Origin of the sequence: Bradyrhizobium sp. AZCC 1719, from assembly GCF_036924525.1 — a bacterium.
GTDB lineage: Bacteria > Pseudomonadota > Alphaproteobacteria > Rhizobiales > Xanthobacteraceae > Bradyrhizobium.
The window spans coordinates 4439254-4464554 of sequence record NZ_JAZHRU010000001.1; the positions used below are offsets into that span (position 1 = coordinate 4439254).

Consider the following 25301-nt stretch of genomic DNA (forward strand, 5'->3'; position numbering starts at 1 on the left):
AGCCGTGGCGATCAGATCGGCTTACCCGTATACGGCATCGAGGCTGTGAGGCCGCCGTCGACCGGGATTGCCTGACCGTTGACGTAGGAAGCCTCGTCGCTGGCGAGGAACAGGCCCATCGCGGCGAGTTCGTGCGGCTGGCCGGCACGCTTCAGCGGATTGAGCTGGCCGATCTTGTCGGAGGTGCCGCGCTCCTTGGCGCGGTCGAATACCGGCTTGGTCATGCCGGTCTCGATCAGGCCGGGGCAGACCGCGTTGATGCGCACGCCGGTACCGGACAGCGAATAGGCGGTGGTCTGCACCAGGCTGATGACGCCGGCCTTGCTCGCGCCATAGGGATGGCCGCTGGCGCCGGCCTTAAGCCCTGCAACGGAAGCGGTGCAGACGATCGAGCCGGACTGCTGCCGGATCATGTGCGGCATCGAATGCTTGATCGCGAGAAATGGCCCGATCAGATTGATGCGCAAAACTTCCTGCCAATGTTCGACGGTCTGCTCGGCCAGCGGCACCAGCCCGCCGCTGACGCCGGCATTGGCCCAGATCGCATCGAGCCGGCCGTATTTCGAAACCGCCTTGTCGATGAACGCCTTCACATCGGCTTCCGAACCGGCATCGGCCATCACAGCCTCGACGGTGCCGCCGGCATCGCTGACGAGCTTGGCGGTTTCCTTCACGCCCTCAGCGCGGTCGACGATGACGAGCTTCGCGCCCTCCCTGGAGAACAGCAGCGACGCGGCGCGCCCGATGCCGCTGCCAGCACCTGTGATGACGACGGATTTGCCTTCGAGGCGGCCCATGAGCTTCTCCCTTGTGATGTTATGCGGTCGGCGCCTGCCGCCTTGCGGAATTCAAACAAGATTTCAAACGTCAGAGTGACTTGAGGCGATGCGTGCTCTGACGTACAGCGACAGCGAACAGTATTGAAGGGTCTTGGCGATGTCCAATGCAGACAATCCGCGACTGGTGAGCACGCGCTGGTGGTGGGTGCGCCACGCGCCGGTTCGCGAAGATAACGGCTGCATTTACGGGCAGAAGGATCTCGGCTGCGACTGCAGTGATCGGATCGTGTTCGAGGCGGTGGGAAAAATCCTGCCGCGCAACGCAGTCTGGTATGCAAGCAATCTGAAGCGCACGCACCAGACCGCGTATGCGATCTGGGAAGCAGGCTTTCCCAAGCCTTCGGAGATGCCGCACGTAAACGCGTTCGCCGAGCAGCATCTCGGTGAGTGGCAGGGCCTGAATCGCGTGGCGTTCCTCGCCAGCCGTCCGCTCGGCAGTCACTGGTTTGCGGAAATCGACGAGGTCCCGCCTGGCGGTGAGAGCTTTATGGACCTCTACAACCGCGTCAGCGGTGCTATCGAACGCATCAATGCCGAACAGGCAGGCAGGGACGTGATCGTCGTCGCCCATGGCGGCACGATTAGAGCCGCCATCGGTCATGCGCTCGGCGGCCATCCCGATAAGGGCATGGCCTTCGATATCGACAATTGCTCGGTGACGCGGCTCGATCACCTCTCCAGCGCCAGTCACAGCCGCTGGCGGCTGCCGATGGTCAACCAGCAGCCATGGATCGCGGATGCCTCGCACAACGCCATGCATCAGCCGGCCGGGCCGGAGGTCGAGCCGCCGTCGACGAAACTCGCGTGACGCTTGAAGTTGTCGAGGATCGCAAAGGCTGCTTAGTTCGAATTGAAGACGAAACCGGCATCGCGCTGGATCAACATCGGGAGAGAGACATGAGCTTGTTCGATATGACCGGGAAAGTCGCCGTCATCACCGGCTCGACGCGCGGCATCGGCCGCGCCATCGCCGAGCGGATGGCCGAGCACGGCGCGAAAGTCGTGATCTCCTCGCGCAAGCAGGATGTTTGCGACCAGGTCACCAAGGAAATCAACGACAAGTTCGGCAAGGGGACCGCGGTCGCGATCGCTGCGAACATCTCCAGCAAGGAAAACCTGCAAAACCTCGTCGACGAGTCCAACCGCGCCTTCGGCAAAATCGACGTGCTGGTTTGCAACGCCGCGTCCAATCCCTATTACGGCCCGCTCGGCGGCATCTCCGATGAACAGTTCCGCAAGATCCTGGACAACAACATCGTCGCCAACAATTGGCTGATCAACATGGTGGTGCCGCAGATGATCGAGCGCAAGGACGGCTCGATCATCATCGTGTCCTCGATCGGCGGGTTGAAGGGCTCGACCGTGCTCGGCGCCTACGCGATTTCGAAGGCGGCCGACATGCAACTCGCGCGCAATCTGGCCTGCGAATATGGCAAGCACAATATCCGGGTGAACTGCATCGCGCCCGGCCTGATCAAGACCGATTTCGCCAAGGCGCTGTGGGACAATCCGGAGACGCTCAAGGCCTCCACCGCGCGCTCGCCGCTGCTGCGCATCGGCGTGCCGGACGAAATCGCGGGCGCTGCGGTGCTGATGGGATCGAAGGCCGGCGACTTCATGACCGGGCAGACCATCGTGATCGACGGCGGCGCGACGATCAGTTGAGTCTTGGCTGTCATTCCGGGGCGCGCGGAGCGCGAACCCGGAATCTCGCTCCACAACTTCGAGATTCCGGGTTCAGCCCTGCGGGCCGCCCCGGAATGACGCTAGTCGATGGCCGCGTAGACCAAATCCCGCAGCATGTTGCGGATGTATTCGCGCTGGCCGGGGCCCTGCATCATGAAGACCGTGAACAGGTCTTCCGCGGGATCGATGAAGAAGAACGTGCCGGCCATGCCGCTCCAGAAGAACTGGCCGAGCGATCCCGGGAACGGCGCGATGCCTCTGTGAGTGCGGACCGCGAAGCCGAGGCCAAAACCATGACCGGGCGGCATCAGTGGCGAGTCCACCTTCACGCCTGGGGCGAGATGATCCGATGCCATCAATTCCAGCGTCTTGCGGCCGATGATCCTGTTGCCGTCGAGCGCGCCGCCGTTGAGTAGCATCTGGCAGAACCGCGCATAGTCCATTGATGTCGAGACCAGCCCGCCGCCGCCGGATTCCATCGCGGGCTTCTCCAGCATGTTGAAGAGCTGCACCTTGTCGCCATTCCACGGATCATTCGCGAACGGTTCGGCGAGGCGACCGGCGTTGGCTTCTGCGGTATGGAAAGCGGTCTCGGCCATCTGCAGCGGCGCCAGGATGCGTTCAGTCAGAAACGCGCCGAGCGATTTGCCGGAGACGACTTCGATGATGCGGCCGAGCACGTCGGTCGAACGGCTGTAGTTCCATTCCGCGCCGGGCTGGCAGATCAGCGGCATGCCGGCGATCATGGTCGCGTGCTCGGCGTTGGTGATCTTGCGGCTGCGCAGCCGCGACTGCTGGTAGAGCTGCTGGACGAGGCCGTTACCGGTGTGGTCGTAGGTCAGGCCGGACGTATGCCGCAGCAGGTCCTGAACCGTCATCTGCCGCTTCGCCGGCACCAGCTCGAGCTTGCCGTTGCTCTCGACGCCGACCTTCTGGTCGGCAAACTCCGGAATGAATTTGGCGACGGGATCGCCAAGGATGAAGTGGCCGTCCTCGACCAGCATCATGATGCCGACCGAGACGATCGGCTTGGTCATCGAGAAGATACGGAAGAGGCTGTCATGCGCCATCGGCGCGCTGGCTGTCGGGCTCTGGCGGCCGATCGCATCGAACCAGCCGATCTGGCCGCGCCGGGCCACCATCACGGTGGCGCCGGGCAGGGTTCCCTTGTCCACCTCGCGCTTGAAAGCGTCCGACATCCGCTGCAGGCGGACGCTCGAGAGGCCGATGGTTTCGGGTTTGGCCTGCGGGAGCGATGGGGTCTGGGGGGCGGACGTTTGCCGGGCGGCGGTCTGCGCGTTCATGGTCTCTCCCGTTGCGCTTGTTGTTGTGGTGACCAAGTCTGGCGCAGAAGGCGTGCTTTGGGTAGGGCGGTAAGCCGCTTCGCCCTTGCAATCGGGGCATGCCCTATGCTTGAAACGGCACGAACCGACGCATGCGGCGGTTCCCTGCAGGAGTGTAGCTCAATTGGTAGAGCACCGGTCTCCAAAACCGGGGGTCGCAGGTTCGAGCCCTGCCACTCCTGCCAGCTAAATCAAATACTTACGCTGATTTTCGACAGGCCGGCGATCCTTCGCGGATCGATCCGCGCCACCCTGCCTTTGCGCAGCATGAGATTATGCAACGCCAACCGCTGATCGTTCAGCCGGCCGAGCCAACTCGCCGCCGATTGGTTGGGATTTGCCCGTGATCGGCGGAATAGCATGGGCGTGGGCTGATTTTTCAACGCGCTTCGACCATGACCGGTAGTAGGCGACAGCCGTCATGATGGAGATACCGGCGGTTCCAACCAGCAGTTGCGGGATCATTCCGTCCGAAGTCATCGTCAGGACAAAATATCCGATGAACGCAAGGTAGATGCCGACCGCAAACACTTCGAGGGATTGCTGGCCGCATTTGACCAGAGGCTTCCAGATCGTGGCCTGCAGTCCCGCCGCATCGATCGGTATGAATCGCGCGCCCAGGATGATCACGACGGCCAGATGCAGGAAGCGATACGGCGCCAGATTGGTCTTGTCGTTCGGGTTGAAGGCTTCGAACAGAACGCGCGGAAAAACCTTCTGAAGCTCCGGTATCAGCCCTGCGAGCGTCATGACGGCGGCGAAGAGCAAATAAGCCATCCCGAACACGAGGACCGCTCTGGAGCGCACCAGGAAATGCAGCGTGTTGGCCCCGCCCAGCGCCAGCCATGCGCCGAGCACGAAGAGAAGCTGCCACGTGAATGGGTTGAAGTACCAAACTCCCGAAGGATAGGAGGGCAGGTTCCAGCCGAATTGCCGGGCGGTGATGTAGAGCAATACGGATCCCAGCATGACCCAGTTGCGATGCCTGAGCATCAGCCAGAGCACCGGCGGAAAAGCGGCCATCAGGACGACATAGAGCGGCAGCACGTCGAGGTTCAGCGGCTTGTATCGGAGCAACAGCCCTTGCGTGATGGTTTCGACCGGCGCGTTCAACAGGGGAGCGACATTGAATCGATCGACGAGATCAGGCGCGCTGAACCTGCTTGTGAGGAAATGGACGGAAGCCAGATAGAACACGAACAGCAAAATGTGGGCGACGTAGATTTGCCAGACGCGCCGGAACAGTCTGGTCGTTCCGAAAACGAAGCCGCCCTCAAGCATTCGCCTGCCGAATACGAGCGCCGAAGTGTAGCCGGAAATGAACACGAACAGATCGGCGCCGTCGCTGAAGCCGTAGTTTCGGAACGAAAACCAGGCCAGCACGCTGGTGGAGACGTGACCAAGAAACATCAGCCAGTTGGCGAGGCCGCGAAACAGGTCGAGCCGCAAATCCCGCTTCGACGGTGGAAGTGCAAGTTCGACGCTCATTTTGTTCCAGCCCACCTCTGACAGGAGTCGAGATTTCGGCCGCACCCGGTGCGCCTCGGAGGCGAGGCTCTCAGGGCGCGCGCATGGCCTAAAATGATAGGGAGCGGTGCGGCGGGGCTTGTTGAGCCATGTCAAATGCCGGAATCGACTTCGGAATCCCGCAGCCGCGGTGCAGAAACGGATCGATCCTCACGCCGGCGGTCGTTGGCCGGATCTCGCCGGTACACGACTAAAATGAGCAGTTCAGTCAATGGCTTGGTGGAAATTCCTGGCGCTGCCCGGCAACTAGCCGAAGAACGCGGAGAGGACTGCCATGTCCGAGATGGCCGGCGTGTCGCCGCGCAGATCGGCATCGATCACCCGCCGGCAGGCATCGACGGTAACGGTGTCGCCGAGGTCGTGTGCCGCGTCGAGTATGGTCCAGGCGGTCTCGCCCGAAGGTCTTTCGTGGTCTTGGCCCAACAGTGCCATGGTCGTCTCACTTCCCAGTGGAGCAAACAGGATATCCAGGAGCTTTTAAAATCAGGATGGCGGCCTCGTGTGCATTTGAGCCGACCCGGTACCGGCGGGTTAACCAATGGCTCCGCCCCGTTCAGCTGGGCCGCCAGCCAGCCGACAGGGCGCGGCACCCCGTACCTTGACCTTTTGCCCGGGCGGCAGTAGATACCCGCCACCTGCTGCCGGCCCGTTGAGATGCGGATATCCGGCGCGGCTTTGAATTCCCCCGAACAATCGAGCCCGCTTGGCGGCTCATCCTTCGAGAGAGGGCTGGGCACTAGAGGGCTGTTCGAATTCGCTTTAAATCGCAATCGTCTCACGAAGGACGCGGTAACCAACGATGGCTTTCAGCCCGTTCAAATTCTTGCAGGAAGTGCGCTCGGAGACCGCCAAGGTCACCTGGCCGACGCGCCGCGAGACGACGATCACCACGATCATGGTCTTCGTGATGGTTGCATTGGCTTCGATCTTTTTCTTCCTGTCGGATTTGATCATCCGCTACGTCGTCACCTTCCTGCTGGGCGTCCAATGATGAGCACCGGAACCCTTACGATGGACAAGCGCTGGTATATCGTTCACGCCTACTCGAATTTCGAGAAGAAGGTGGCGGAATCGATCCGCGAGCAGGCGAAGCAGCGCGGCCTCGAGGAACTGTTCGACCAGGTGCTGGTGCCGACCGAAAAGGTCACCGAGGTGCGCCGCGGCCGCAAGATCGACGCCGAGCGCAAGTTCTTCCCGGGCTACGTGCTGGTGAAGATGAAACTGACCGACGAGGCGTTCCATCTCATCAAGAACACGCCGAAGGTGACGGGCTTCCTCGGCGCCGAAAACAAGCCGATGCCGATCTCCGAGTCCGAGGCGATGCGGATCCTGCACCAGGTGCAGGAAGGCGTCGAACGTCCGAAGGCGTCGGTGTCGTTCGAAATTGGCGAGAACGTCCGCGTGGCGGATGGTCCGTTTGCGTCGTTCTCCGGCGTGGTTGAGGAAATTGACGAGGCGCGTTCGCGCGTGAAGGTCGCGGTGTCGATCTTCGGCCGCGCCACGCCCGTCGAACTGGAATTCGGTCAGGTCGAGAAGGTCTGATCGGAGCGGCGCGAAGCTTGTCTTCGCGTCAACTAAGGCCGTGGGAGGGAGAGGGCGGTCGCCAACCGCGCTTCAACCGAACCACGGACCCTGAAACCGCCGGCCCCGGCCGGCACAACAGGAGTGATACATGGCAAAGAAAGTGACCGGATACCTGAAGCTTCAGGTCCCGGCCGGTGCGGCCAATCCGTCGCCCCCGATCGGTCCCGCGCTTGGTCAGCGCGGCCTCAACATCATGGAATTCTGCAAGGCGTTCAACGCGCAGACGCAGAAGGAAGAAAAGAACACCCCGATCCCGGTGGTCATCACCATCTATGCGGACCGTTCCTTCACCTTCGAGATGAAGACGCCGCCGATGTCCTACTTCCTCAAGCAGGCTGCCAAGATCCAGTCCGGCTCGAAAGCCCCGGGCCGCGACAAGGCGGGCCAGGTGACCAAAGCGCAGGTGCGCGAGATCGCCGAGAAGAAGATGAAGGATCTCAATTGCGACTCAGTCGAATCGGCCATGAAGATGGTCGAGGGCTCCGCCCGTTCGATGGGTCTGGAAGTTGCGGGGTAACGGACCATGGCAATCGGAAAACGTTTGAAGAAGGTCCGTGAGGGCATCGACCGCGAGAAGCTCTATCCGCTCGCGGATGCCATCAAGATGGTCAAGGAACGCGCCACGTCGAAGTTCGACGAGACGATCGAGATCGCGATCAATCTCGGCGTCGACCCGCGCCACGCCGACCAGATGGTTCGCGGCGTCGTCAACCTGCCGAACGGCACCGGCCGCACGCTGCGCGTCGGCGTGTTCGCCCGTGGCGCCAAAGCGGACGAAGCCAAGGCTGCCGGCGCTGACGTCGTCGGCGCCGAAGACCTGGTCGAGAAGGTTCAGGGCGGCACGATCGACTTCGACCGTTGTATCGCAACCCCCGACATGATGCCGCTGGTTGGCCGCCTCGGTAAGGTGCTCGGCCCGCGCGGCATGATGCCGAACCCCAAGATCGGCACCGTGACGATGGACGTCACGTCAGCCGTGAAGGGCGCCAAGGGCGGCTCGGTCGAATTCCGCGTCGAGAAGGCCGGCATCGTGCAGGCCGGTGTCGGCAAGGCGTCGTTCTCCGAGGAAAAGCTGGTGCAGAACGTCAAAGCGCTGGCGGATGCGGTGGCAAAGGCAAAGCCGGCCGGCGCCAAGGGCACCTACATCCAGCGCGTGGCGGTCTCCTCCACCATGGGCCCGGGCGTCAAGGTCGAGCCGGGCACGCTGCTCGGCTAGTTCGTGGCGGTTTAAGTGAATTGCAGGGGCGGAATCGGGCGACCGATTCCGCCCTTTGCGTTTGAAATCGCGTTTGCGTAATCGATCGTCGCCCCGTCGGACTTGGCAAGAAGGAAGAACAATGCCCGAGAAAGTCCTGATCTATTCGCGTTTCCCGAAAGCCCAGATGGAGCGCTTTGGCGAACGCTTTGAACTGCTGAACGCCGCGGGCAAGGCGCCCAACGAGGTGTTCTCGGCCGATCAGCTCGCCGACATTCGCGCACTGATCACGGCGGGCGGCACGCCGCTTCGTGGCGACGCGATGGACATGATGCCGAAACTCGGCGCGATCATCTGCTACGGCACCGGCTATGACGGCGTCGATCTGGCGGCGGCGGCGAAGCGCAATATCGCCGTCGGTCATAGCCCGGGCGCCAATGCGGCGTCAGTCGCCGATATCGCGGTCACGCTGATGCTGGCGGCCGCGCGGCGGCTGCTCGCGGCCGACGACTATGTGCGGGGCGGGAGTTGGGCGGCCGCAAAACCGTCGCCGATGATGCGTCCTCAGGCGGGCATGCTCGGCCGCAAGATCGGCGTCTACGGCATGGGGGAGATCGGCCGCAAGATCGCCGCGCGGGTTGCCGCGTTCGAGACCGAGGTCGGCTATTTCAGCCGCCGGCAGCACGATGTGCCGTATCGGTATTTTCCGAGCCTGGATGCGCTGGCCGAATGGTGCAGTGTCCTGATGGTCGCGGTGCGGGCGGGCGCCGATACCCATCACGTCGTCGATGCCAATATTCTGCGCAAGCTCGGCAAGAATGGTTACGTCGTCAATATTTCGCGCGGCTCGGTGATCGACCAGCCCGCGCTGATTGCGGCGCTGTCCGATCAGACCATCGCCGGCGCAGGCCTCGACGTCTACGCGAAGGAGCCGCATGCGCCGGACGCCCTGACGGCGCTGCCCAACGTCGTGCTCTCTCCGCACATCGGCGGCCATACGCTGGAGTCGCATGTGGCGATGCAGAACTGCGTGTTGGCCAATCTTGACGCGTTTTTTGCCGGGAAGCGCCTGCCTTACCCGGTGACGCTCGGTTGACCGCTTCAGTGTGCCGTGCCGGGCGGGATGTGGCGCAGCTTGTCGGGATTGCGGACGACATAGATCGCGGCGATTCTTTCGCCATCGATCGCCATGCTCAAGGTGAGGTCGAGTTCGCCATCGAGATAGAGTAGCGCGCCAATGGCGCCGTTGATGACAGCCGGCTCAATACGGACATCCTGGCCCGCGGTTTTGCCGGCGATGCCGACGAAGAAGCGGGCGACCTTGTCTTTCCCAACAATCGGATTGCGCGCCGCGAATTTGCGGCCGCCACCGTCGGTGATCGCAACAGCATCCTCGCGCAACAATTCGGCCAGCCGACTGACATCGCCGCTGGCAACCGCTTCGCTGAAAGCGCGCAGGAGGCGCGCGTGGTCGTCCGGCGCGGCCGCGGGTAGCGGGCGGTTGTCGCGCACCGCTCGGCGCGCGCGCGAGGCAAGTTGACGGCAGGCGGCCTCGCTATGGTCGAGCATCGCGGCGATTTCGGAAAACGGCGTGTCGAACACATCGTGCAGCAGGAAGGCCGCGCGCTCCATCGGAGAAAGCCGGTCCAACGCCAGCAACAGGGCGAACGATAGATCGTCGGCCAGTTCGGTGGCCGCTTCGGCCGACAGGCTTTCCGCGTCGAACACCGGCTCCGGAAGCCAGGGCCCGACATAGATCTCCCGCTGCGCCTTCGCGCTCTTCAGGCGATCGAGACAAAGCCGGGTCACGACGGTGACGAGAAACGCTTCCGCGTTGCGGATATCCCGGGCGCCGGCAAAGCGGAGATAGGCGTCCTGCACGACGTCTTCGGCGTCGCTGCGGCTGCCGAGCATGCGATAGGCGAGCCCGAGCAGGCGCCCGCGATGGGGCGCCAGCGGGTCGCCGTCATGCAGCCTGTCCGACGACATCGACATCGTGCCCATTCACCGAGACGCGGCGGCACTCCTTGGCATAGCCGAGCCCGGCTTTCACCATCGGGAACATGCGGCCGAGCTGGAGGGCCATCGTTAGGTCTATCACGCCCTTCGAGCCCCATTGGGCGCGGACGGCGTCGCGAAACTCGTCGTCATTCGCGGAGCGACGCACCACGGCGTCGGCAAACCGGAACCCGAGCATGGTCGCATCATTCATCGCGCGCGGATCGCGGCGAACAACCGCTTCTATCTGGTCCTTGGCCATACCCGCTTCCAGCGCCATGTCGACGACCAGTTGCGTGCAGGGGCCGCAATCCTCCGCCAGCGCGCCGACGATTTTGGCAGCGAAGCTGGCATCGGTCGGGACCGCCTCGCGGTGCGCGGCCGCCTTCATGATGGGCGCGAACTTGAAAAAGGCGGCAGGCGATTCGTTCAGCATCATTTCGAGATAGCTGACGTCGTAACCGTAGCGTTTGGCGAATACGCGCAAACTGCGGCGGGCGATCCAATTACGCATGTTGTTCTCCTTGGTTGGGAAAGGCGGAATAGAGGGCGAGTGCGGAGGGCAGGACCACGGCAAGAAGATCGAACGCGGCGTTGTGGGCGTGCCCGCTAACAATCAGCACCAGGTGGATCAGACCGTGCGCGGCGAGGAAGCCGGCGCCTGCCACCGCGGCCGGCCAATAACGCGGGCGCCATGCCCGCGCGGCCAGCGCCAGGCCGGCCACGAGGAACGCCGCACCGATGTCCTGAACAAAATGTGGGTTGAACGGGCCGGTGTCCGGCACCCCGGGCACGGTTTCGTACCAGAGCGGTCCGGCCGCGAGCATGGCCAACCCGTTCAGAATCGTGGGTATCGCAAGAATGGCTGCCAACTGACGCCGCATGGGAACCTCCTGCGGCCAAGACGAGGCGGGCGTCGCCGGTGTGACGGAACCGTCAAAGAAATTTCGAGATTCGGAACGAAAATTGTTGTCCGGCCGGTTCGTGAACTGGTGTGAATTTTGCTCTTGGCAAGCCGGGCAAGACTCGTTAAACAACGGCTTCCAGGCGTGCTGGCCGTAGCTGCTGGCACGTCTGTGCGCGCATTCCGAAAACCCGTTACGGTAGGAGATCATTCCTTTCAGGACATCCGCATGGATTGCTCGAAAGGAACGAAAACTCATCGTTTCGTGGAATGCGGCAGGGGTCCTTCGGCTTGCCGAATGGCCCCGATCCTGTCCGAGACTGCAGGCGCCCGCGAAGAAACGCAAGTTCCTCAACGGCTTAATCTTACAGCCTGCATAGACGGGTGAAGACCGGATTTCGCTTTAGCGTCGCCTTGCGCGGCGCCATGGCTGATTTGGTTCGAACCTCGACACCCCGCGCCATCTGGTTCGGGAGGGCAGGCTTTTCAAATGTCGTCTGCCCGGCGTGTCCTTGAGACTGGTGTCTAGAGGTCAGGTTTTGGGCGAGACGATGGGTGCAACCCGGCGGTCTCGCTCGTAAGCGAAGGCCGCCAACCGGAGAGAGCTTGCTGTGGAAAGAGCGGCAAAAAAGGACGCGGTTGAGGCGCTGAACGAGGTCTTCAAGACCACGAGCGTTGCAGTCGTCGCCCATTATTCCGGCCTCACCGTGGCCCAGATGCAGAAGCTGCGTACGCAGATGAAGCAGGCGGGCGCATCGGTGAAGGTCTCGAAAAACCGTCTCGCCAAAATTGCTCTTGAAGGCACAGACGTCGTTGCCATCGGTTCCCTGCTGAAGGGGCCGACTGTGATCGCGACTTCAAACGATCCGGTAGCGGCGCCGAAGGTTGCCATGGAGTTCGCCAAGACGAACGAGCGGTTCGTCATTCTCGGCGGCTCGATGGGTAAAACCGTCCTGGATGTGAACGGCGTGAAGGCACTTGCCTCGCTGCCGTCGCTGGACGAACTGCGCGGCAAGCTTGTCGGCCTCCTGGTGGCGCCGGCAACCAAGATCGCCCAGCTCTCCACCGCGCCCGCGGCCAAGCTCGCGCGCGTCGTCCAGGCCTATGCCTCAAAGGGCGAAGCGGCCTGACCCTTCGCTAATCCCAAAACTGGTTCGAAACCAAACGTTTAAGGAAATAGATCAATGGCTGACTTGCAGAAAATCGTCGACGACCTCTCGAGCCTCACCGTGCTCGAAGCCGCCGAACTCGCCAAGCTCCTCGAAGAAAAGTGGGGCGTTTCCGCCGCTGCCGCCGTTGCGGTTGCCGGCCCGGCCGCTGGTGGCGCCGCCGCCGCTCCGGCTGAGGAAAAGACCGACTTCACCGTCGTTCTCGCTTCCGCCGGCGAAAAGAAGATCGAAGTCATCAAGGAAGTCCGCGCCATCACCGGCCTCGGCCTCAAGGAAGCCAAGGACCTCGTCGAAGGCGCGCCCAAGCCGGTCAAGGAAGGCGTGAACAAGGAAGAAGCCGACAAGATCAAGGCCCAGCTCGAAAAGGCTGGCGCCAAGGTTGAGCTGAAGTAACGCAAGTTACTTTGGCGAAATCCCGGGCGAGCGTCAGCGCGACCCGGGATCTCCTGCCAGCGGCGTGGATGGCCGGAGCTTGCAAAGTTTGTGCTGTGGGGTAGCCCGGAGCACGGCGTACACAAAAAAGTGTGGGGATTCGCGGGGTTACCCCTCGAATCTCCACGATTGCCGCCCCATATCGGGTCGGCAGCAGGAAAGCGCGGTAAGGCGGCGGGGACGGCAGGGTCCCCGGCGTAACCCGTTGGGAGACAGTCAGATTTCGGGCTTTTTCAGTCCGTGAAACCACCAGTTATGACGGGCGGGTGCAGTCATGCGCCCGCGCGTCGTTTTGCGTTTTGAAGGTCTAAAGTGCGGGTTCAGGATTTAATTCCTGAAAGTGGGCTTTGTTCCTTTTGAGCGATTCGACAATTCAACCCGGGGGCGATGGCAGTCGCGCTTCGGAAGGTTCGCCTACTAAGGCGACGAAAATGAGAGGCCACGATGGCGCAGCAGACATTCACCGGTCGCAAACGGGTCCGCAAGTTCTTCGGACACATCAAGGAAGTCGCCGAGATGCCGAACCTGATCGAGGTTCAGAAGGCGTCCTACGACCAGTTCCTGATGGTCGATGAACCTCCGGGCGGCCGGCTGGACGAGGGCCTGCAGGCGGTGTTCCGCTCGGTGTTCCCGATCTCGGATTTCTCCGGCACCTCGATGCTGGAATTCGTCCGCTACGAATTCGAGCCGCCGAAATACGACGTCGACGAGTGCCGCCAGCGCGGCATGACCTATGCGGCGCCGCTGAAGGTGACGCTGCGCCTGATCGTGTTCGATATCGACGAGGAAACCGGCGCCAAGTCGGTCAAGGACATCAAGGAGCAGGACGTCTACATGGGCGATATCCCGCTCATGACCATGAACGGCACCTTCGTCGTCAACGGCACCGAGCGCGTCATCGTCTCGCAGATGCACCGTTCGCCCGGCGTTTTCTTCGACCACGACAAGGGCAAGACCCATTCGTCCGGCAAGCTGTTGTTTGCCGCGCGCGTGATTCCGTATCGCGGTTCCTGGCTCGACATCGAGTTCGACGCCAAGGACATCGTGTTCGCGCGCATCGACCGCCGCCGCAAGATCCCCGTGACCTCGCTGATGTACGCGCTCGGTCTCGACGGCGAGACGATCCTGTCCACCTTCTACAAGAAGATCAATTTCAAGCGCGCCAAGGAAGGCTGGCGCGTGCCGTTCGACGCCGCCCGTTTCCGCGGCTACTCGACCATTAACGACCTGATCGACGCCGACACCGGCAAGGTGGTGCTCGAGGCCGGCAAGAAGCTGACCGTGCGCGCGGCGCGCCAGTTGCAGGAAAAGGGCCTGAAAGCCCTGCGCCTGTCGGATGAAGAGCTGATCGGCAACTATCTCGCCGAGGATCTCGTCAACCCGAAGACCGGTGAAATCTACGCCGAAGCCGGCGAGGAGCTCACCGAGAAGTCGCTGAAGGCGTTGAACGAGCAGGGCTACAAGGAGCTGCCGCTGCTCGACATCGACCACGTCAATGTCGGTGCCTACATCCGCAACACGCTGCATGCCGACAAGAACATGACGCGTGAAGACGCGCTGTTCGACATCTACCGCGTGATGCGTCCGGGCGAGCCGCCGACGATCGATTCGGCCCAGACCATGTTCCAGTCGCTGTTCTTCGACGCCGAGCGTTACGACCTCTCCGCGGTCGGCCGCGTCAAGATGAACATGCGCCTCGAACTCGATGCGCCCGACACCCACCGCACGCTGCGCAAGGAAGACATCCTGGCGGTCATCAAGACGCTGGTCGACCTGCGCGACGGCAAGGGCGAGATCGACGACATCGACCATCTCGGCAACCGCCGTGTGCGTTCGGTCGGCGAACTCATGGAGAACCAGTACCGCATCGGCCTCCTGCGCATGGAGCGCGCGATCAAGGAACGCATGTCGAGCGTCGACATCGACACCGTGATGCCGCAGGACCTGATCAACGCCAAGCCGGCGGCTGCCGCGGTGCGCGAGTTCTTCGGCTCGTCCCAGCTCTCGCAGTTCATGGACCAGACCAACCCGCTGTCGGAGATCACCCACAAGCGCCGTCTCTCGGCGCTTGGACCGGGCGGTCTGACCCGCGAGCGCGCCGGCTTCGAGGTGCGCGACGTGCATCCGACGCATTACGGCCGCATCTGCCCGATCGAGACGCCGGAAGGTCCGAACATCGGCCTGATCAACTCGCTGGCGACGTTCGCGCGCGTCAACAAGTACGGCTTCGTCGAAACGCCCTACCGCAAGGTGAAGGACGGCCGCGTCACCGACGAGGTCGTGTATCTCTCGGCGATGGAGGAGGGCCGTTATCGCGTGGCGCAGGCCAACGTGCCGCTCGACGCCAAGGGCCGCTTCACCGAAGACCTGATCGTCTGCCGTCACGCCGGCGAAGTGCTGCCGATCACGCCGGACAAGGTCGACTATATGGACGTGTCGCCGAAGCAGCTCGTCTCTGTTGCCGCGGCGCTGATCCCGTTCCTCGAGAACGACGACGCCAACCGCGCGCTGATGGGCTCGAACATGCAGCGCCAGGCGGTGCCGCTGGTTCGCGCCGAGGCGCCGTTCGTCGGTACCGGCATGGAAGGCGTGGTGGCCCGTGACTCCGGTGCCGCGATCGCCGCCCGCCGTTCCGGCGTGATCGACCAGATCGACGCCACCCGCGTCGTGATCCGCGCCACCGAAGATCTCGACCCGACCAAGTCGGGCGTCGATATCTACCGGCTGATGAAGTACCAGCGCTCCAACCAGTCGACCTGCATCAACCAGCGTCCGCTGGTGAAGGTCGGCGACATCGTCAAGAAGGGCGACATCATTGCCGACGGTCCGTCGACCGATCTCGGCGAGCTCGCGCTCGGCCGTAACGTGCTGGTCGCGTTCATGCCGTGGAATGGCTACAACTTCGAAGACTCGATCCTGCTCTCCGAGCGGATCGTGAAGGACGACGTCTTCACCTCGATCCATATCGAGGAGTTCGAGGTGATGGCCCGCGACACCAAGCTCGGACCTGAGGAAATCACCCGCGACATTCCGAACGTTTCGGAAGAAGCGCTGAAAAACCTCGACGAAGCCGGCATCGTCTATATCGGCGCCGAAGTCCGCGCCGGCGACATCCTGGTCGGCAAGATCACGCCGAAGGGCGAAAGCCCGATGACGCCGGAAGAAAAGCTTTTGCGCGCCATCTTCGGCGAAAAGGCTTCCGACGTCCGCGACACCTCGCTGCGCGTGCCTCCGGGCGTGCAGGGCACGATCGTGGAAGTGCGTGTGTTCAACCGCCACGGCGTCGACAAGGACGAGCGTGCGCTGGCGATCGAGCGGGAAGAGATCGAGCGTCTGGCCAAGGACCGTGACGACGAGCAGGCGATCCTTGACCGTAACGTCTACGGCCGCCTCGCCGAGCTGCTGGAAAACCGCCAGGGCATCGCGGGTCCGAAGGGCTTCAAGAAGGACACCAAGATCACGCGCGCCGTGCTCGAGGAGTATCCGAAGTCGCAGTGGTGGATGTTTGCGTCGCCGAACGACAAGCTGATGGCCGAAATCGAGGCGATGCGGAAGCAGTACGACGAATCGAAGAAGGGCCTTGAACAGCGCTTCCTCGACAAGGTCGAAAAGCTGCAGCGTGGCGACGAGTTGCCGCCCGGCGTGATGAAGATGGTCAAGGTCTTCGTCGCGGTAAAGCGCAAGATCCAGCCCGGCGACAAGATGGCCGGCCGCCACGGCAACAAGGGTGTGGTGTCCAAGATCGTTCCGATCGAGGACATGCCGTTCCTCGAGGACGGTACCCACGCGGATATCGTGCTCAATCCGCTCGGCGTGCCTTCGCGCATGAACGTCGGCCAGATTCTGGAGACGCATCTCGGTTGGGCCTGCGCCGGCCTCGGCAAGCGCATCGGCCAGACCATCGACGGCTATTATCAGAAGCAGGATCTCAAGCCGCTGCGCGAGACCCTGAAGAAGATCTATGGCGACGATGAAACCATCAAGACGCTGAACGACAACGAGCTGATGGAGCTGGGCCGCAATCTGAGCCACGGCGTGCCGATCGCGACGCCGGTGTTCGACGGCGCCAAGGAAGCCGACATCGAGGAGATGCTGAAGCTCGCGGGCTTCGACGCCTCCGGCCAGTCGACCGTCTATGACGGCCGCACCGGCGACGCCTTCGATCGCAAGGTGACGGTGGGCTACATTTACATGCTCAAGCTGCACCATCTGGTCGACGACAAGATCCACGCGCGTTCGATCGGTCCGTACTCGCTCGTCACCCAGCAGCCGCTGGGCGGCAAGGCGCAGTTCGGCGGCCAGCGTTTCGGCGAAATGGAGGTGTGGGCGCTGGAGGCCTACGGCGCGGCCTACACGCTGCAGGAAATGCTGACCGTGAAGTCGGACGACGTTGCCGGCCGCACCAAGGTGTACGAGGCGATCGTGCGCGGCGACGACACGTTCGAGGCGGGTATTCCGGAATCGTTCAACGTGCTGGTCAAGGAAATGCGCTCGCTCGGCCTCAACGTCGACCTGCACAATTCCAAGATGGGACCGGCGCCGACGTCCGAGGCGGCTGAGTAACGCTTGAGATTCCATGTCCGGCCCAAAGCGCGAGGCAAGCTTCGCGCAAAAGGGCCGGGCATTCGCGCTCCGCTCGGACGTTGAGTGGGGCGCGCACCAAATAAGAGTTTCGAATTTGCTGCCGGTGACGACCGGCACGCGAGGAGAAGACGATGAACCAAGAAATTATGAATCTCTTCAATCCGACGACCCCGGCCCAGGTCTTCGACCAGATCCGGATCTCGATTGCGTCCCCGGAGAAGATTCTGTCCTGGTCCTACGGCGAGATCAAAAAGCCGGAGACCATCAACTACCGGACCTTCAAGCCGGAGCGCGACGGCCTGTTCTGCGCCCGCATCTTCGGGCCGATCAAGGATTACGAGTGCTTGTGCGGCAAGTACAAGCGGATGAAGTACAAGGGCATCATCTGCGAAAAGTGCTCGGTCGAAGTGACGCTGTCACGCGTCCGGCGCGAGCGCATGGGCCATATCGAACTGGCGGCACCTGTTGCCCACATCTGGTTCCTGAAGTCGCTGCCGTCGCGCATCGGCCTTCTGCTCGACATGACGCTGAAGGATCTCGAGCGGATCCTGTACTTCGAATATTACGTCGTGCTGGAGCCGGGCCTGACCGCGCTCAAGGACCGTCAGCTCTTGTCGGAAGACGAGTACCTGAAGGCACAGGACGAATACGGCCAGGATTCGTTCACCGCCATGATCGGCGCGGAAGCTATTCGCGAGCTGTTGAAGGGTCTTGAGCTCGAAAAGCTCGAGCAGTCCCTGCGCGCGGAGATGCAGGAGACTGAATCCGACATCAAGCACAAGAAGCTCGCCAAGCGGCTGAAGATCGTCGAAGCGTTCCGCTATTCCGGCAACAAGCCGGAGTGGATGATCCTGACCGTGGTGCCGGTGATCCCGCCGGACCTGCGTCCGCTGGTGCCGCTCGACGGCGGCCGCTTCGCGACCTCGGACCTCAACGACCTCTACCGCCGCGTCATCAACCGCAACAACCGCTTGAAGCGGCTGATGGAGCTGCGCGCGCCCGACATCATCATCCGCAACGAAAAGCGCATGCTGCAGGAGGCTGTCGACGCGCTGTTCGACAACGGCCGCCGCGGCCGCGTCATCACCGGCGCCAACAAGCGCCCGCTGAAGTCGCTGGCCGATATGCTCAAGGGCAAGCAGGGCCGTTTCCGGCAGAACCTGCTCGGCAAGCGCGTCGACTATTCGGGCCGTTCGGTGATCGTGGTCGGTCCCGAGCTGCGGCTGCATCAGTGCGGCCTGCCGAAGAAGATGGCGCTCGAACTGTTCAAGCCGTTCATCTATTCGCGGCTCGACGCCAAGGGCCTGTCCACCACGGTGAAGCAGGCGAAGAAGCTGGTCGAAAAGGAGCGTCCCGAGGTCTGGGATATCCTCGACGAGGTGATCCGCGAGCATCCGGTACTGCTCAACCGCGCGCCGACGCTGCACCGCCTCGGCATCCAGGCGTTCGAGCCGGTGTTGATCGAAGGCAAGGCGATCCAGCTCCATCCGCTGGTTTGCGCGGCGTTCAACGCCGACTTCGACGGCGACCAGATGGCCGTGCACGTTCCGCTGTCGCTGGAAGCGCAGTTGGAAGCGCGCGTCCTGATGATGTCGACCAACAACATCCTGCATCCGGCGAACGGTCAGCCGATCATCGTGCCGTCGCAGGACATCGTGCTCGGCCTCTATTATCTCTCGATCATGCGTGAAGGCCTGCCCGGCGAGGGCAAGATCTTCGGCGACATGGCCGAGCTCGAGCACGCCCTGCATTCGAAGGTCATCCACCTCCACACCAAGATCAAGTACCGGTGGGAGGGCACCGACGAGAACGGCAAGGCGACCAAGCGCTGGATCGAAACCACCGCGGGCCGCGTCATGCTCGGCAACGTGCTGCCGAAGAACCCGCGGATTTCGTACGACATCATCAACAAGCTGATGACCAAGCGCGAAATCTCCGGCGTAATCGACCAGGTCTACCGCCACTGCGGTCAGAAGGAGACCGTGATTTTCTGCGACCGCATCATGGCGCTCGGCTTCTACAATGCGTTCAAGGCCGGCATCTCCTTCGGCAAGGACGACATGGTCGTGCCGCACAGCAAGTGGAAGATCGTCGACACCACGCGTACGCTGGCGAAGGATTTCGAGCAGCAGTACAACGACGGCCTGATCACCCATGGCGAGAAGTACAACAAGGTGGTCGACGCCTGGTCGAAGGCGACCGAAGAAATCGCCAAGGAGATGATGAAGGAAATCTCCTCGACCAAGAAGACGCCGAAGGGCGCCGACGCCGACATCAACTCGATCTACATGATGGCGCATTCGGGCGCGCGCGGTTCGCCGGCCCAGATGCGTCAGCTCGCCGGTATGCGCGGCCTGATGGCGAAGCCGTCGGGTGAGATCATCGAGACGCCGATCATTTCCAACTTCAAGGAAGGTCTGTCGGTGCTCGAATACTTCAACTCGACCCACGGCGCCCGCAAGGGTCTCGCGGACACCGCGTTGAAGACCGCGAACTCCGGTTACCTGACCCGCCGCCTGGTCGACGTGGCGCAGGACTGCATCATCACGCAGGACGATTGCGGCACCAAACTCGGCATCAAGATGCGCGCCATCGTCGATGCCGGCACGGTGGTTGCTTCGCTGGCCTCGCGTATTCTCGGCCGCACTGCGGGCGAGGATCTGCGCGATCCCGCGACCAACAAGGTCGTGGTCAAGCGCGGCACGCTGATGGAGGAGACGCATGTCGACGCCATCCAGCAGGCTGGCATCCAGGAAGTGAAGATTCGCTCGGCGCTGACCTGCGAACTCGTCAACGGCATCTGCGGCAAGTGCTACGGCCGCGATCTGGCCCGCGGCACGCCGGTCAACCACGGCGAGGCGGTCGGCGTCATCGCCGCCCAGTCGATCGGTGAACCCGGCACGCAGCTCACGATGCGCACGTTCCACATCGGCGGCGCGGCGCAGATCAACGAGCAGTCGTTCGTCGAGTCGAACTTCGAGGGCAAGGTCACCATCAAGAACAAGTCCATCGCCCGAAACAGCGAGGGTCACTTGATCGCGATGGTTCGCAACATGGTCGTTGCGATCGTCGATGCCGACGGAACCGAGCGTGCGACCCACCGCATTCAGTACGGCGCGCGCATGCACGTCGACGAGGGCGACATGGTCAAGCGCGGCCAGCGCATCGCGGAGTGGGATCCGTACACCCGTCCGGTTCTCACCGAAGTCGAGGGCACCATCGGGTTCGAGGACCTCGTCGAGGGTCAGTCGATCTCGGAAACGCTCGACGAATCCACCGGTATCGCCAAGCGCGTCGTCATCGACTGGCGTGCGTCGCGCGGTGGTGCCGACCTGCGTCCGGCCATCGTGGTCAAGGGCAAGGACGGCAAGGTGCTCAAGCTCGCGCGTGGCGGCGATGCCCGCTACATGCTGTCGGTCGACGCCATCCTGTCGGTGGATACCGGCGCGAAGGTCAAGGCCGGTGACATCCTGGCGCGTATCTCGACCGAAAGCGCCAAGACCCGCGACATCACCGGCGGTCTGCCGCGGGTGGCCGAACTGTTCGAGGCCCGCAAGCCGAAGGACGCGGCGATCATCGCGGAAATCGCCGGCACGATTCGTTTCGGCCGCGACTACAAGAACAAGCGCCGCATCTCGATCGAGCCGATGGACAAGACCGAGGAGCCGCGCGAGTACCTGATCCCGAAGGGCAAGCACATCCATCTGCAGGACGGCGACATCGTCGAAAAGGGCGATTTCATCGTCGAAGGCAATCCGGCGCCGCACGACATCCTGGCGATCAAGGGCATCGAGGAACTCGCTGCCTATCTGGTCAACGAAATCCAGGAGGTCTACCGGCTGCAGGGCGTGCTCATCAACGACAAGCACATCGAGGTGATTGTCCGTCAGATGCTGCAGAAGGTCGAGATCACCGACCAGGGCGACACCGACATGATCTCGGGCGAGCAGGTCGACAAGATCGAGTTCGACGCGCTCAACCTGAAGGCAAAGGAAGAGGGCAAGAAGCCCGCCACGGGAACGCCGGTTCTGCTCGGCATCACCAAGGCGAGCCTGCAGACCCGCTCGTTCTTCTCGGCGGCCTCGTTCCAGGAGACCACCCGCGTGCTCACCGAAGCCGCCGTCAACGGCAAGGTGGATCCGCTGGAAGGCCTCAAGGAAAACGTCATTGTCGGCCGGCTGATCCCGGCGGGCACCGGCGCCTCGATGGCCAAGATCCGCGAAGTCGCCGTCAAGCGCGACAAGCTGATTCTGGACGAACGCGAGAAGCAGGCGGCCATCGTGCCGACCGCTCCGGAAGCCGAACCGCTGGCGCTGCCGCCGGCGGAGTAAGGGTTCCACGCCAATCAACAGGAAAGCCGGCTGCGAAGCCGGCTTTTTCTTTTATGAATTCTTCTTACGAACGAGGATATTGCTTCACCCGGATGGGTGACCGCTGCTATCAAGTCAGGAAATGGCCTCCTGCCATAACGGTAATGTTTGCAATTCCCCATGAGCGGCTCGGCTCATTTTGAACCCCTGATCGACCGCATCTACGAGGCGGGGCTCATTCCGTCGCTTTGGCCGGCTGTGCTCGGCGAACTCAGCGCAGCGATCGGCGGCAACGGCGGCTTTCTGTTCGGCGTGCGCGACGGCTACACGAGCGCGGTCAATTCTGTCGAATATGACCAGCTCATGCCCGTGTTCTTGGGAGAATGGAGCGAACGCGATCCAAATCTACCGCGCGCCATTGCCCTCAATCATGCAGGCTTCGTCACCGACTATGATCTCCTCTCGGAGGAGGAGATTGCGACCAACGACGTCTATTGCAACTTTTACCGCAAACACGGCCTTGGCTACCGCGCCGGGACGATCATTCCGATGCCGAGCGGCGATTCAATCGCGATCGTGATGCCGCGGCATCAGGATCATGGCCCGGTGCCGCGCGAAGTCGTCGCCTTGCTGGATGGATTGCGTCCCCATCTGGCCCGGGCTTCGCTTGCGGCAAACCGCATCGGCTTCGAGCGCGCCCGTGCGCAGGCTGACGCGTTGCAGGTGTTGGGCCTGCCGGGCGCGGTGTTGCGCGGGCGCGGCCGGGTGTTCGCCGCAAACGGCCTGTTCGAAGCGCTGGTCCCTTCGCTGTTTCAGGATCGTATCGAGCGCGTCACGATGACGGATGTCACGGCGGACGCGCTGCTTGCGGAAGCGCTCGGTCCGCGGTCTCTTGCCGGCGGCCGCACCGTCAGGTCGATACCGGTCGCTGCGACGGCAGACCGCGTGCCGATGGTATTGCATGTCATCCCCGTGCGCGGCGATGCGCGCGATATCTTCACCCAGGCCACCGCGCTATTGGTGGTGACGCCGGTCGATCGCGCCGTGGTGCCGACGGCGGAAGTCCTGCAAGGCTTGTTCGACCTGACGCCGGCGGAGGCGCGCGTGGCGCGGGGCATCGGCCAGGCTGTCACCATCGATGCCCTTGCGGACGCAACCGGCGTCAATCGGGAGACGGTGCGCAGCCAGCTCAAGGCCGTGCTATCGAAGACCGGCTTGTCACGCCAGCAGGAGCTTGTCAGCCTGCTCGCCGGCAAGGCGTTCCGTGGCGGATAGACAACCGTGCCGCGCAGCACTGGAGTCGAAACGGCCGACCGTGCCGCTGCCAGAATAGGTACCCGCAAGAATACGGTGCGAAGACAAAAGGTCGGCGCAAGCCGGCCTTCTTGCTGCTTTCTTTCATTGCTGCGTTGCGAGGGCCTGCTTTGTTCATCTTCCCTTCAGGGTGAAAAGGGCTTTTGCTAGCGGTTTAGACCGGCTGCTTTACTAAAGGCAGGGGGAGCCGGAGGGCGACGGAAAAGACATGTTGGATCTTGCAATTGTAGGGGGCGGCCCAGGCGGCTTGATGAGCGCCTGGTACCTGAAGAAAAAGCTTGGCGATCTCTGCCGCGTCACGATTTACGAGGCGTCCGACCGGGTCGGGGGCAAGATCGTCTCGCGCAAATTCGATTCCGCGCCGGCGATGTATGAGGCGGGCGTCGCCGAAATCTACGATTATTCGATGACCGGCCCGGACCCCTTACGGGAGCTGATCCAGCATTTCGGATTGCAGACGATTCCGATGGACGCCGAGCAGGTGCACCTCGACGGCGTGCTGCTCAACGACGTGCCGGGCATGCGCCGCAAGTATGGCGAGAAGACCGCGGCTGCGATCGAGGCGTTCCGCAAGCGCTGCGCCGACTTGGTGTCGCCGATCGAATATTACGAGGGCGTCGGCGCCCACGACAACGAGCATCCCTGGGCCTACATGACCTGCGAGGAAGTGCTCGACAAGGAAGTCGACGATCCCACGGCCAAACGCTTCTTCAAGGTGATGGCGCGCTCGGATATCGCAACCGAGGCCCACAACACCAACGGCCTGAATGCGCTGAAGAACTTCGTGATGGATATTGACGGCTATATCGGCCTGTACTCGATCCAGAACGGCAATGAGCAGTTGATCGAGTGCCTGCGCTCGGAAGTCGACGCCGACATCCAGCTCAATCACCGCGTGCTGAAGGTCGGAAAAACCGCTGCCGGCCGCTATCAGCTCAATATGATGAACGGGAAGGGGCCCGAGACACGGGATTTCGATCTGGTCTTGATGTGCCTGCCGCATTCCTGGCTCGCCACCATGGGCTGGGACGGCGAGGAATTGCGCAAGTCGATGGTCAAGCACGTCGCCTATTTCGACCGTCCGGCGCATTACTTGCGGGTCTCGATCCTGTTCGACGAACCGTTCTGGGGCGAGAAGATTCCCGGTGCTTGGTTCATGTCGGAAGCGTTCGGCGGCTGCTGCGTCTACAACGAGGGCGCCCGCCACGACGTCGGCAGGCACGGCGTGCTCAACTGGCTGATCGCGGGCTCGGACGCGCTGGCATTTGCCAATCTCAGCGACCAGGAACTGATCGATGCCGCCATCAAGTCGCTGCCGGCTTCGTTCGGCAACGCCCGCGATTATTTCCTGGAAGGCAAGATTCACCGCTGGCTATCGTCGGTGAACGCGCTGCCCGGCGGCCTGCCGGTGCGCGACGTCATGACCAACCATCGCCCGGAGCCGAAGCAGCATCCGGGAATCGTGGTGGTCGGCGACTATCTTTTCGATTCGACGCTGAACGGACTGCTCGATTCCTCCGACGCCGCCACCGACATCATTCTGACCGAGATGATGCGGTTGCGCCGCGCGCGCGCGCAACAGGGCGAGGTATTGCCCGACAAGATCGACCGCAGCTATTTCGAGAATTACCGTGGGCTAGGCTCCTACAGCGAAGTCTGGAGCCAGTTTACCGATCCGGCCTATCTGACGGAACTGATCAAGATCGTCTGGAGCAGGGCCAAGGGTTACAAGCTGCTGGTCGCCGGCTCTGCCAGCGGGGAGTTGGTCGGCGCGCTGCGCGAGCGCGGCATCGATGCCTGGGGTATCGAGAACAATCGGGCGATCCACGCCAAGACGCCGAAGGCGCTGAAGAAGTTCAACAAGCTCGGCTCGATCGTCGACATGCCGTTCAAGGACGACGAGTTCGATTTCGTGTTCGAGACCAGCCTGTGTCATGTCGCCGAGAAGCAGGTTCCGCGGGCGGTGCGCGAACTGAACCGCGTCGTGAAGACCGGCCTGGTGTTCGGGTCGGTGACGTCGGACATGGCGCCTGCACTGATCGACCGTTACGATCTGTTGCGCGGTGTGAAGAAGCTCGGCACCTGGTGGGAATGGTCTGAATTATTCTTCGGCAACGGATTCGACCTCTCGATGCACCGGCGCGACTGCACCGATGCGGTTTGGGCAGCTACGCTGGCTGCCAACAAGGGGCCAGGGCAGTGGTATGCCGACGCCGACAGCCTGCGCTATTCGTTTTTTGACAAGGTCGAATCAGACGATTGAGCACCGACTGGTTGTATTGGGCGTGACCGCTCTGCTGAAGCAGAGCCGGTCACGCCAATGTTTGCCGAATTGATCCCGATCGCATAGAATCCTTGCGGTAGCGCCCGCCGCTGCCGCGTTCGATTTGCGGTCATGCCGGCCGTGCAGCATCGG

The 25301-nt window shown here is 62.6% G+C and carries 20 protein-coding genes and 1 tRNA gene; 14 read left to right on the forward strand and 7 right to left on the reverse strand.

Annotated elements, in window-relative coordinates; all coding sequences use genetic code 11:
• Window positions 1-11: 11 nt before the first annotated feature.
• Window positions 12-797: an SDR family NAD(P)-dependent oxidoreductase gene (locus tag V1292_RS20840; RefSeq protein ID WP_334374576.1), complete on the reverse strand. Its 786-nt coding sequence runs from the start codon at window positions 795-797 to the stop codon at window positions 12-14.
• 139 nt (window positions 798-936) lie between these two features.
• On the opposite strand from V1292_RS20840, the gene V1292_RS20845 reads away from it, so the two are divergent.
• The gene (locus tag V1292_RS20845; protein ID WP_334374577.1) at window positions 937-1647 is read left to right on the forward strand and encodes a histidine phosphatase family protein; all 711 of its coding nucleotides are present in this window, start codon (window positions 937-939) and stop codon (window positions 1645-1647) included.
• Between the two features lie 89 nt (window positions 1648-1736).
• A complete protein-coding gene (locus tag V1292_RS20850; RefSeq protein WP_028349077.1) occupies window positions 1737-2504 on the forward strand; it encodes an SDR family NAD(P)-dependent oxidoreductase in 768 nt (255 codons plus the stop codon).
• Window positions 2505-2605: 101 nt separating this feature from the next.
• Here the strand turns inward: V1292_RS20850 and V1292_RS20855 are convergent, their stop codons facing one another.
• Window positions 2606-3829: a serine hydrolase domain-containing protein gene (locus V1292_RS20855; RefSeq protein WP_334374578.1), complete on the reverse strand. Its 1224-nt coding sequence runs from the start codon at window positions 3827-3829 to the stop codon at window positions 2606-2608.
• A 148-nt stretch (window positions 3830-3977) separates the two neighbouring features.
• Here V1292_RS20855 and V1292_RS20860 point away from each other — a divergent pair.
• A tRNA-Trp gene (locus V1292_RS20860) sits at window positions 3978-4053 on the forward strand.
• Between the two features lie 88 nt (window positions 4054-4141).
• Here V1292_RS20860 and V1292_RS20865 read toward each other — a convergent pair.
• On the reverse strand, window positions 4142-5356 hold the full coding sequence (locus V1292_RS20865) for an OpgC domain-containing protein (protein ID WP_334374579.1): 1215 nt from the start codon (window positions 5354-5356) through the stop codon (window positions 4142-4144).
• 285 nt (window positions 5357-5641) lie between these two features.
• Window positions 5642-5827 carry a hypothetical protein gene (locus V1292_RS20870; protein WP_334374580.1) on the reverse strand — a complete coding sequence of 62 codons (186 nt, stop codon included), beginning with the start codon at window positions 5825-5827 and terminating at the stop codon, window positions 5642-5644.
• A gap of 367 nt (window positions 5828-6194) precedes the next feature.
• Here V1292_RS20870 and secE point away from each other — a divergent pair, with 367 nt between their 5' ends.
• The 5 genes from secE to V1292_RS20895 all read left to right on the forward strand — a co-directional run bounded on the left by secE (window position 6195) and on the right by V1292_RS20895 (window position 9270).
• The gene (gene secE / locus V1292_RS20875; protein ID WP_028349074.1) at window positions 6195-6386 is read left to right on the forward strand and encodes a preprotein translocase subunit SecE; all 192 of its coding nucleotides are present in this window, start codon (window positions 6195-6197) and stop codon (window positions 6384-6386) included.
• A 20-nt stretch (window positions 6387-6406) separates the two neighbouring features.
• Window positions 6407-6937 carry a transcription termination/antitermination protein NusG gene (nusG, locus tag V1292_RS20880; protein ID WP_057849226.1) on the forward strand — a complete coding sequence of 177 codons (531 nt, stop codon included), beginning with the start codon at window positions 6407-6409 and terminating at the stop codon, window positions 6935-6937.
• 130 nt (window positions 6938-7067) lie between these two features.
• Window positions 7068-7496, forward strand: a complete 429-nt coding sequence (gene rplK / locus V1292_RS20885; protein WP_334374581.1) for a 50S ribosomal protein L11 — start codon at window positions 7068-7070, stop codon at window positions 7494-7496.
• 6 nt (window positions 7497-7502) lie between these two features.
• Complete coding sequence (gene rplA / locus V1292_RS20890) at window positions 7503-8195, forward strand: 50S ribosomal protein L1 (protein ID WP_057843562.1); 693 nt, start codon at window positions 7503-7505, stop codon at window positions 8193-8195.
• A 121-nt stretch (window positions 8196-8316) separates the two neighbouring features.
• A complete protein-coding gene (locus V1292_RS20895; protein WP_334374582.1) occupies window positions 8317-9270 on the forward strand; it encodes a 2-hydroxyacid dehydrogenase in 954 nt (317 codons plus the stop codon).
• A gap of 5 nt (window positions 9271-9275) precedes the next feature.
• Here V1292_RS20895 and V1292_RS20900 read toward each other — a convergent pair whose 3' ends face one another.
• From V1292_RS20900 to V1292_RS20910, 3 genes are read right to left on the reverse strand one after another with little or no spacing between them, the layout of a single operon-like run.
• Entirely contained in the window at window positions 9276-10169 is an 894-nt protein-coding gene (locus tag V1292_RS20900) for a sigma-70 family RNA polymerase sigma factor (protein ID WP_334374583.1), read from the reverse strand.
• Entirely contained in the window at window positions 10141-10686 is a 546-nt protein-coding gene (locus V1292_RS20905) for a hypothetical protein (protein WP_334374584.1), read from the reverse strand. Before V1292_RS20905 ends, V1292_RS20900 begins: the two co-directional genes overlap by 29 nt.
• Window positions 10679-11335, reverse strand: a complete 657-nt coding sequence (locus tag V1292_RS20910) for a hypothetical protein (protein WP_334374585.1) — start codon at window positions 11333-11335, stop codon at window positions 10679-10681. The genes V1292_RS20905 and V1292_RS20910 overlap by 8 nt, the downstream gene beginning before the upstream one ends.
• 352 nt (window positions 11336-11687) lie before the next feature.
• Here V1292_RS20910 and rplJ point away from each other — a divergent pair, with 352 nt between their 5' ends.
• The 6 genes from rplJ to V1292_RS20940 all read left to right on the forward strand — a co-directional run bounded on the left by rplJ (window position 11688) and on the right by V1292_RS20940 (window position 25148).
• Window positions 11688-12206, forward strand: a complete 519-nt coding sequence (gene rplJ / locus V1292_RS20915) for a 50S ribosomal protein L10 (RefSeq protein ID WP_334374586.1) — start codon at window positions 11688-11690, stop codon at window positions 12204-12206.
• A 54-nt stretch (window positions 12207-12260) separates the two neighbouring features.
• Complete coding sequence (gene rplL, locus V1292_RS20920) at window positions 12261-12638, forward strand: 50S ribosomal protein L7/L12 (RefSeq protein WP_334374587.1); 378 nt, start codon at window positions 12261-12263, stop codon at window positions 12636-12638.
• A gap of 483 nt (window positions 12639-13121) precedes the next feature.
• Window positions 13122-17240, forward strand: a complete 4119-nt coding sequence (gene rpoB / locus V1292_RS20925; protein WP_334374588.1) for a DNA-directed RNA polymerase subunit beta — start codon at window positions 13122-13124, stop codon at window positions 17238-17240.
• Between the two features lie 152 nt (window positions 17241-17392).
• Complete coding sequence (gene rpoC / locus V1292_RS20930) at window positions 17393-21592, forward strand: DNA-directed RNA polymerase subunit beta' (protein WP_334374589.1); 4200 nt, start codon at window positions 17393-17395, stop codon at window positions 21590-21592.
• Window positions 21593-21751: 159 nt separating this feature from the next.
• A complete protein-coding gene (locus V1292_RS20935) occupies window positions 21752-22846 on the forward strand; it encodes a helix-turn-helix transcriptional regulator (protein WP_334374590.1) in 1095 nt (364 codons plus the stop codon).
• A 247-nt stretch (window positions 22847-23093) separates the two neighbouring features.
• Entirely contained in the window at window positions 23094-25148 is a 2055-nt protein-coding gene (locus tag V1292_RS20940) for an FAD-dependent oxidoreductase (RefSeq protein WP_334374591.1), read from the forward strand.
• Window positions 25149-25301 lie beyond the last annotated feature (153 nt).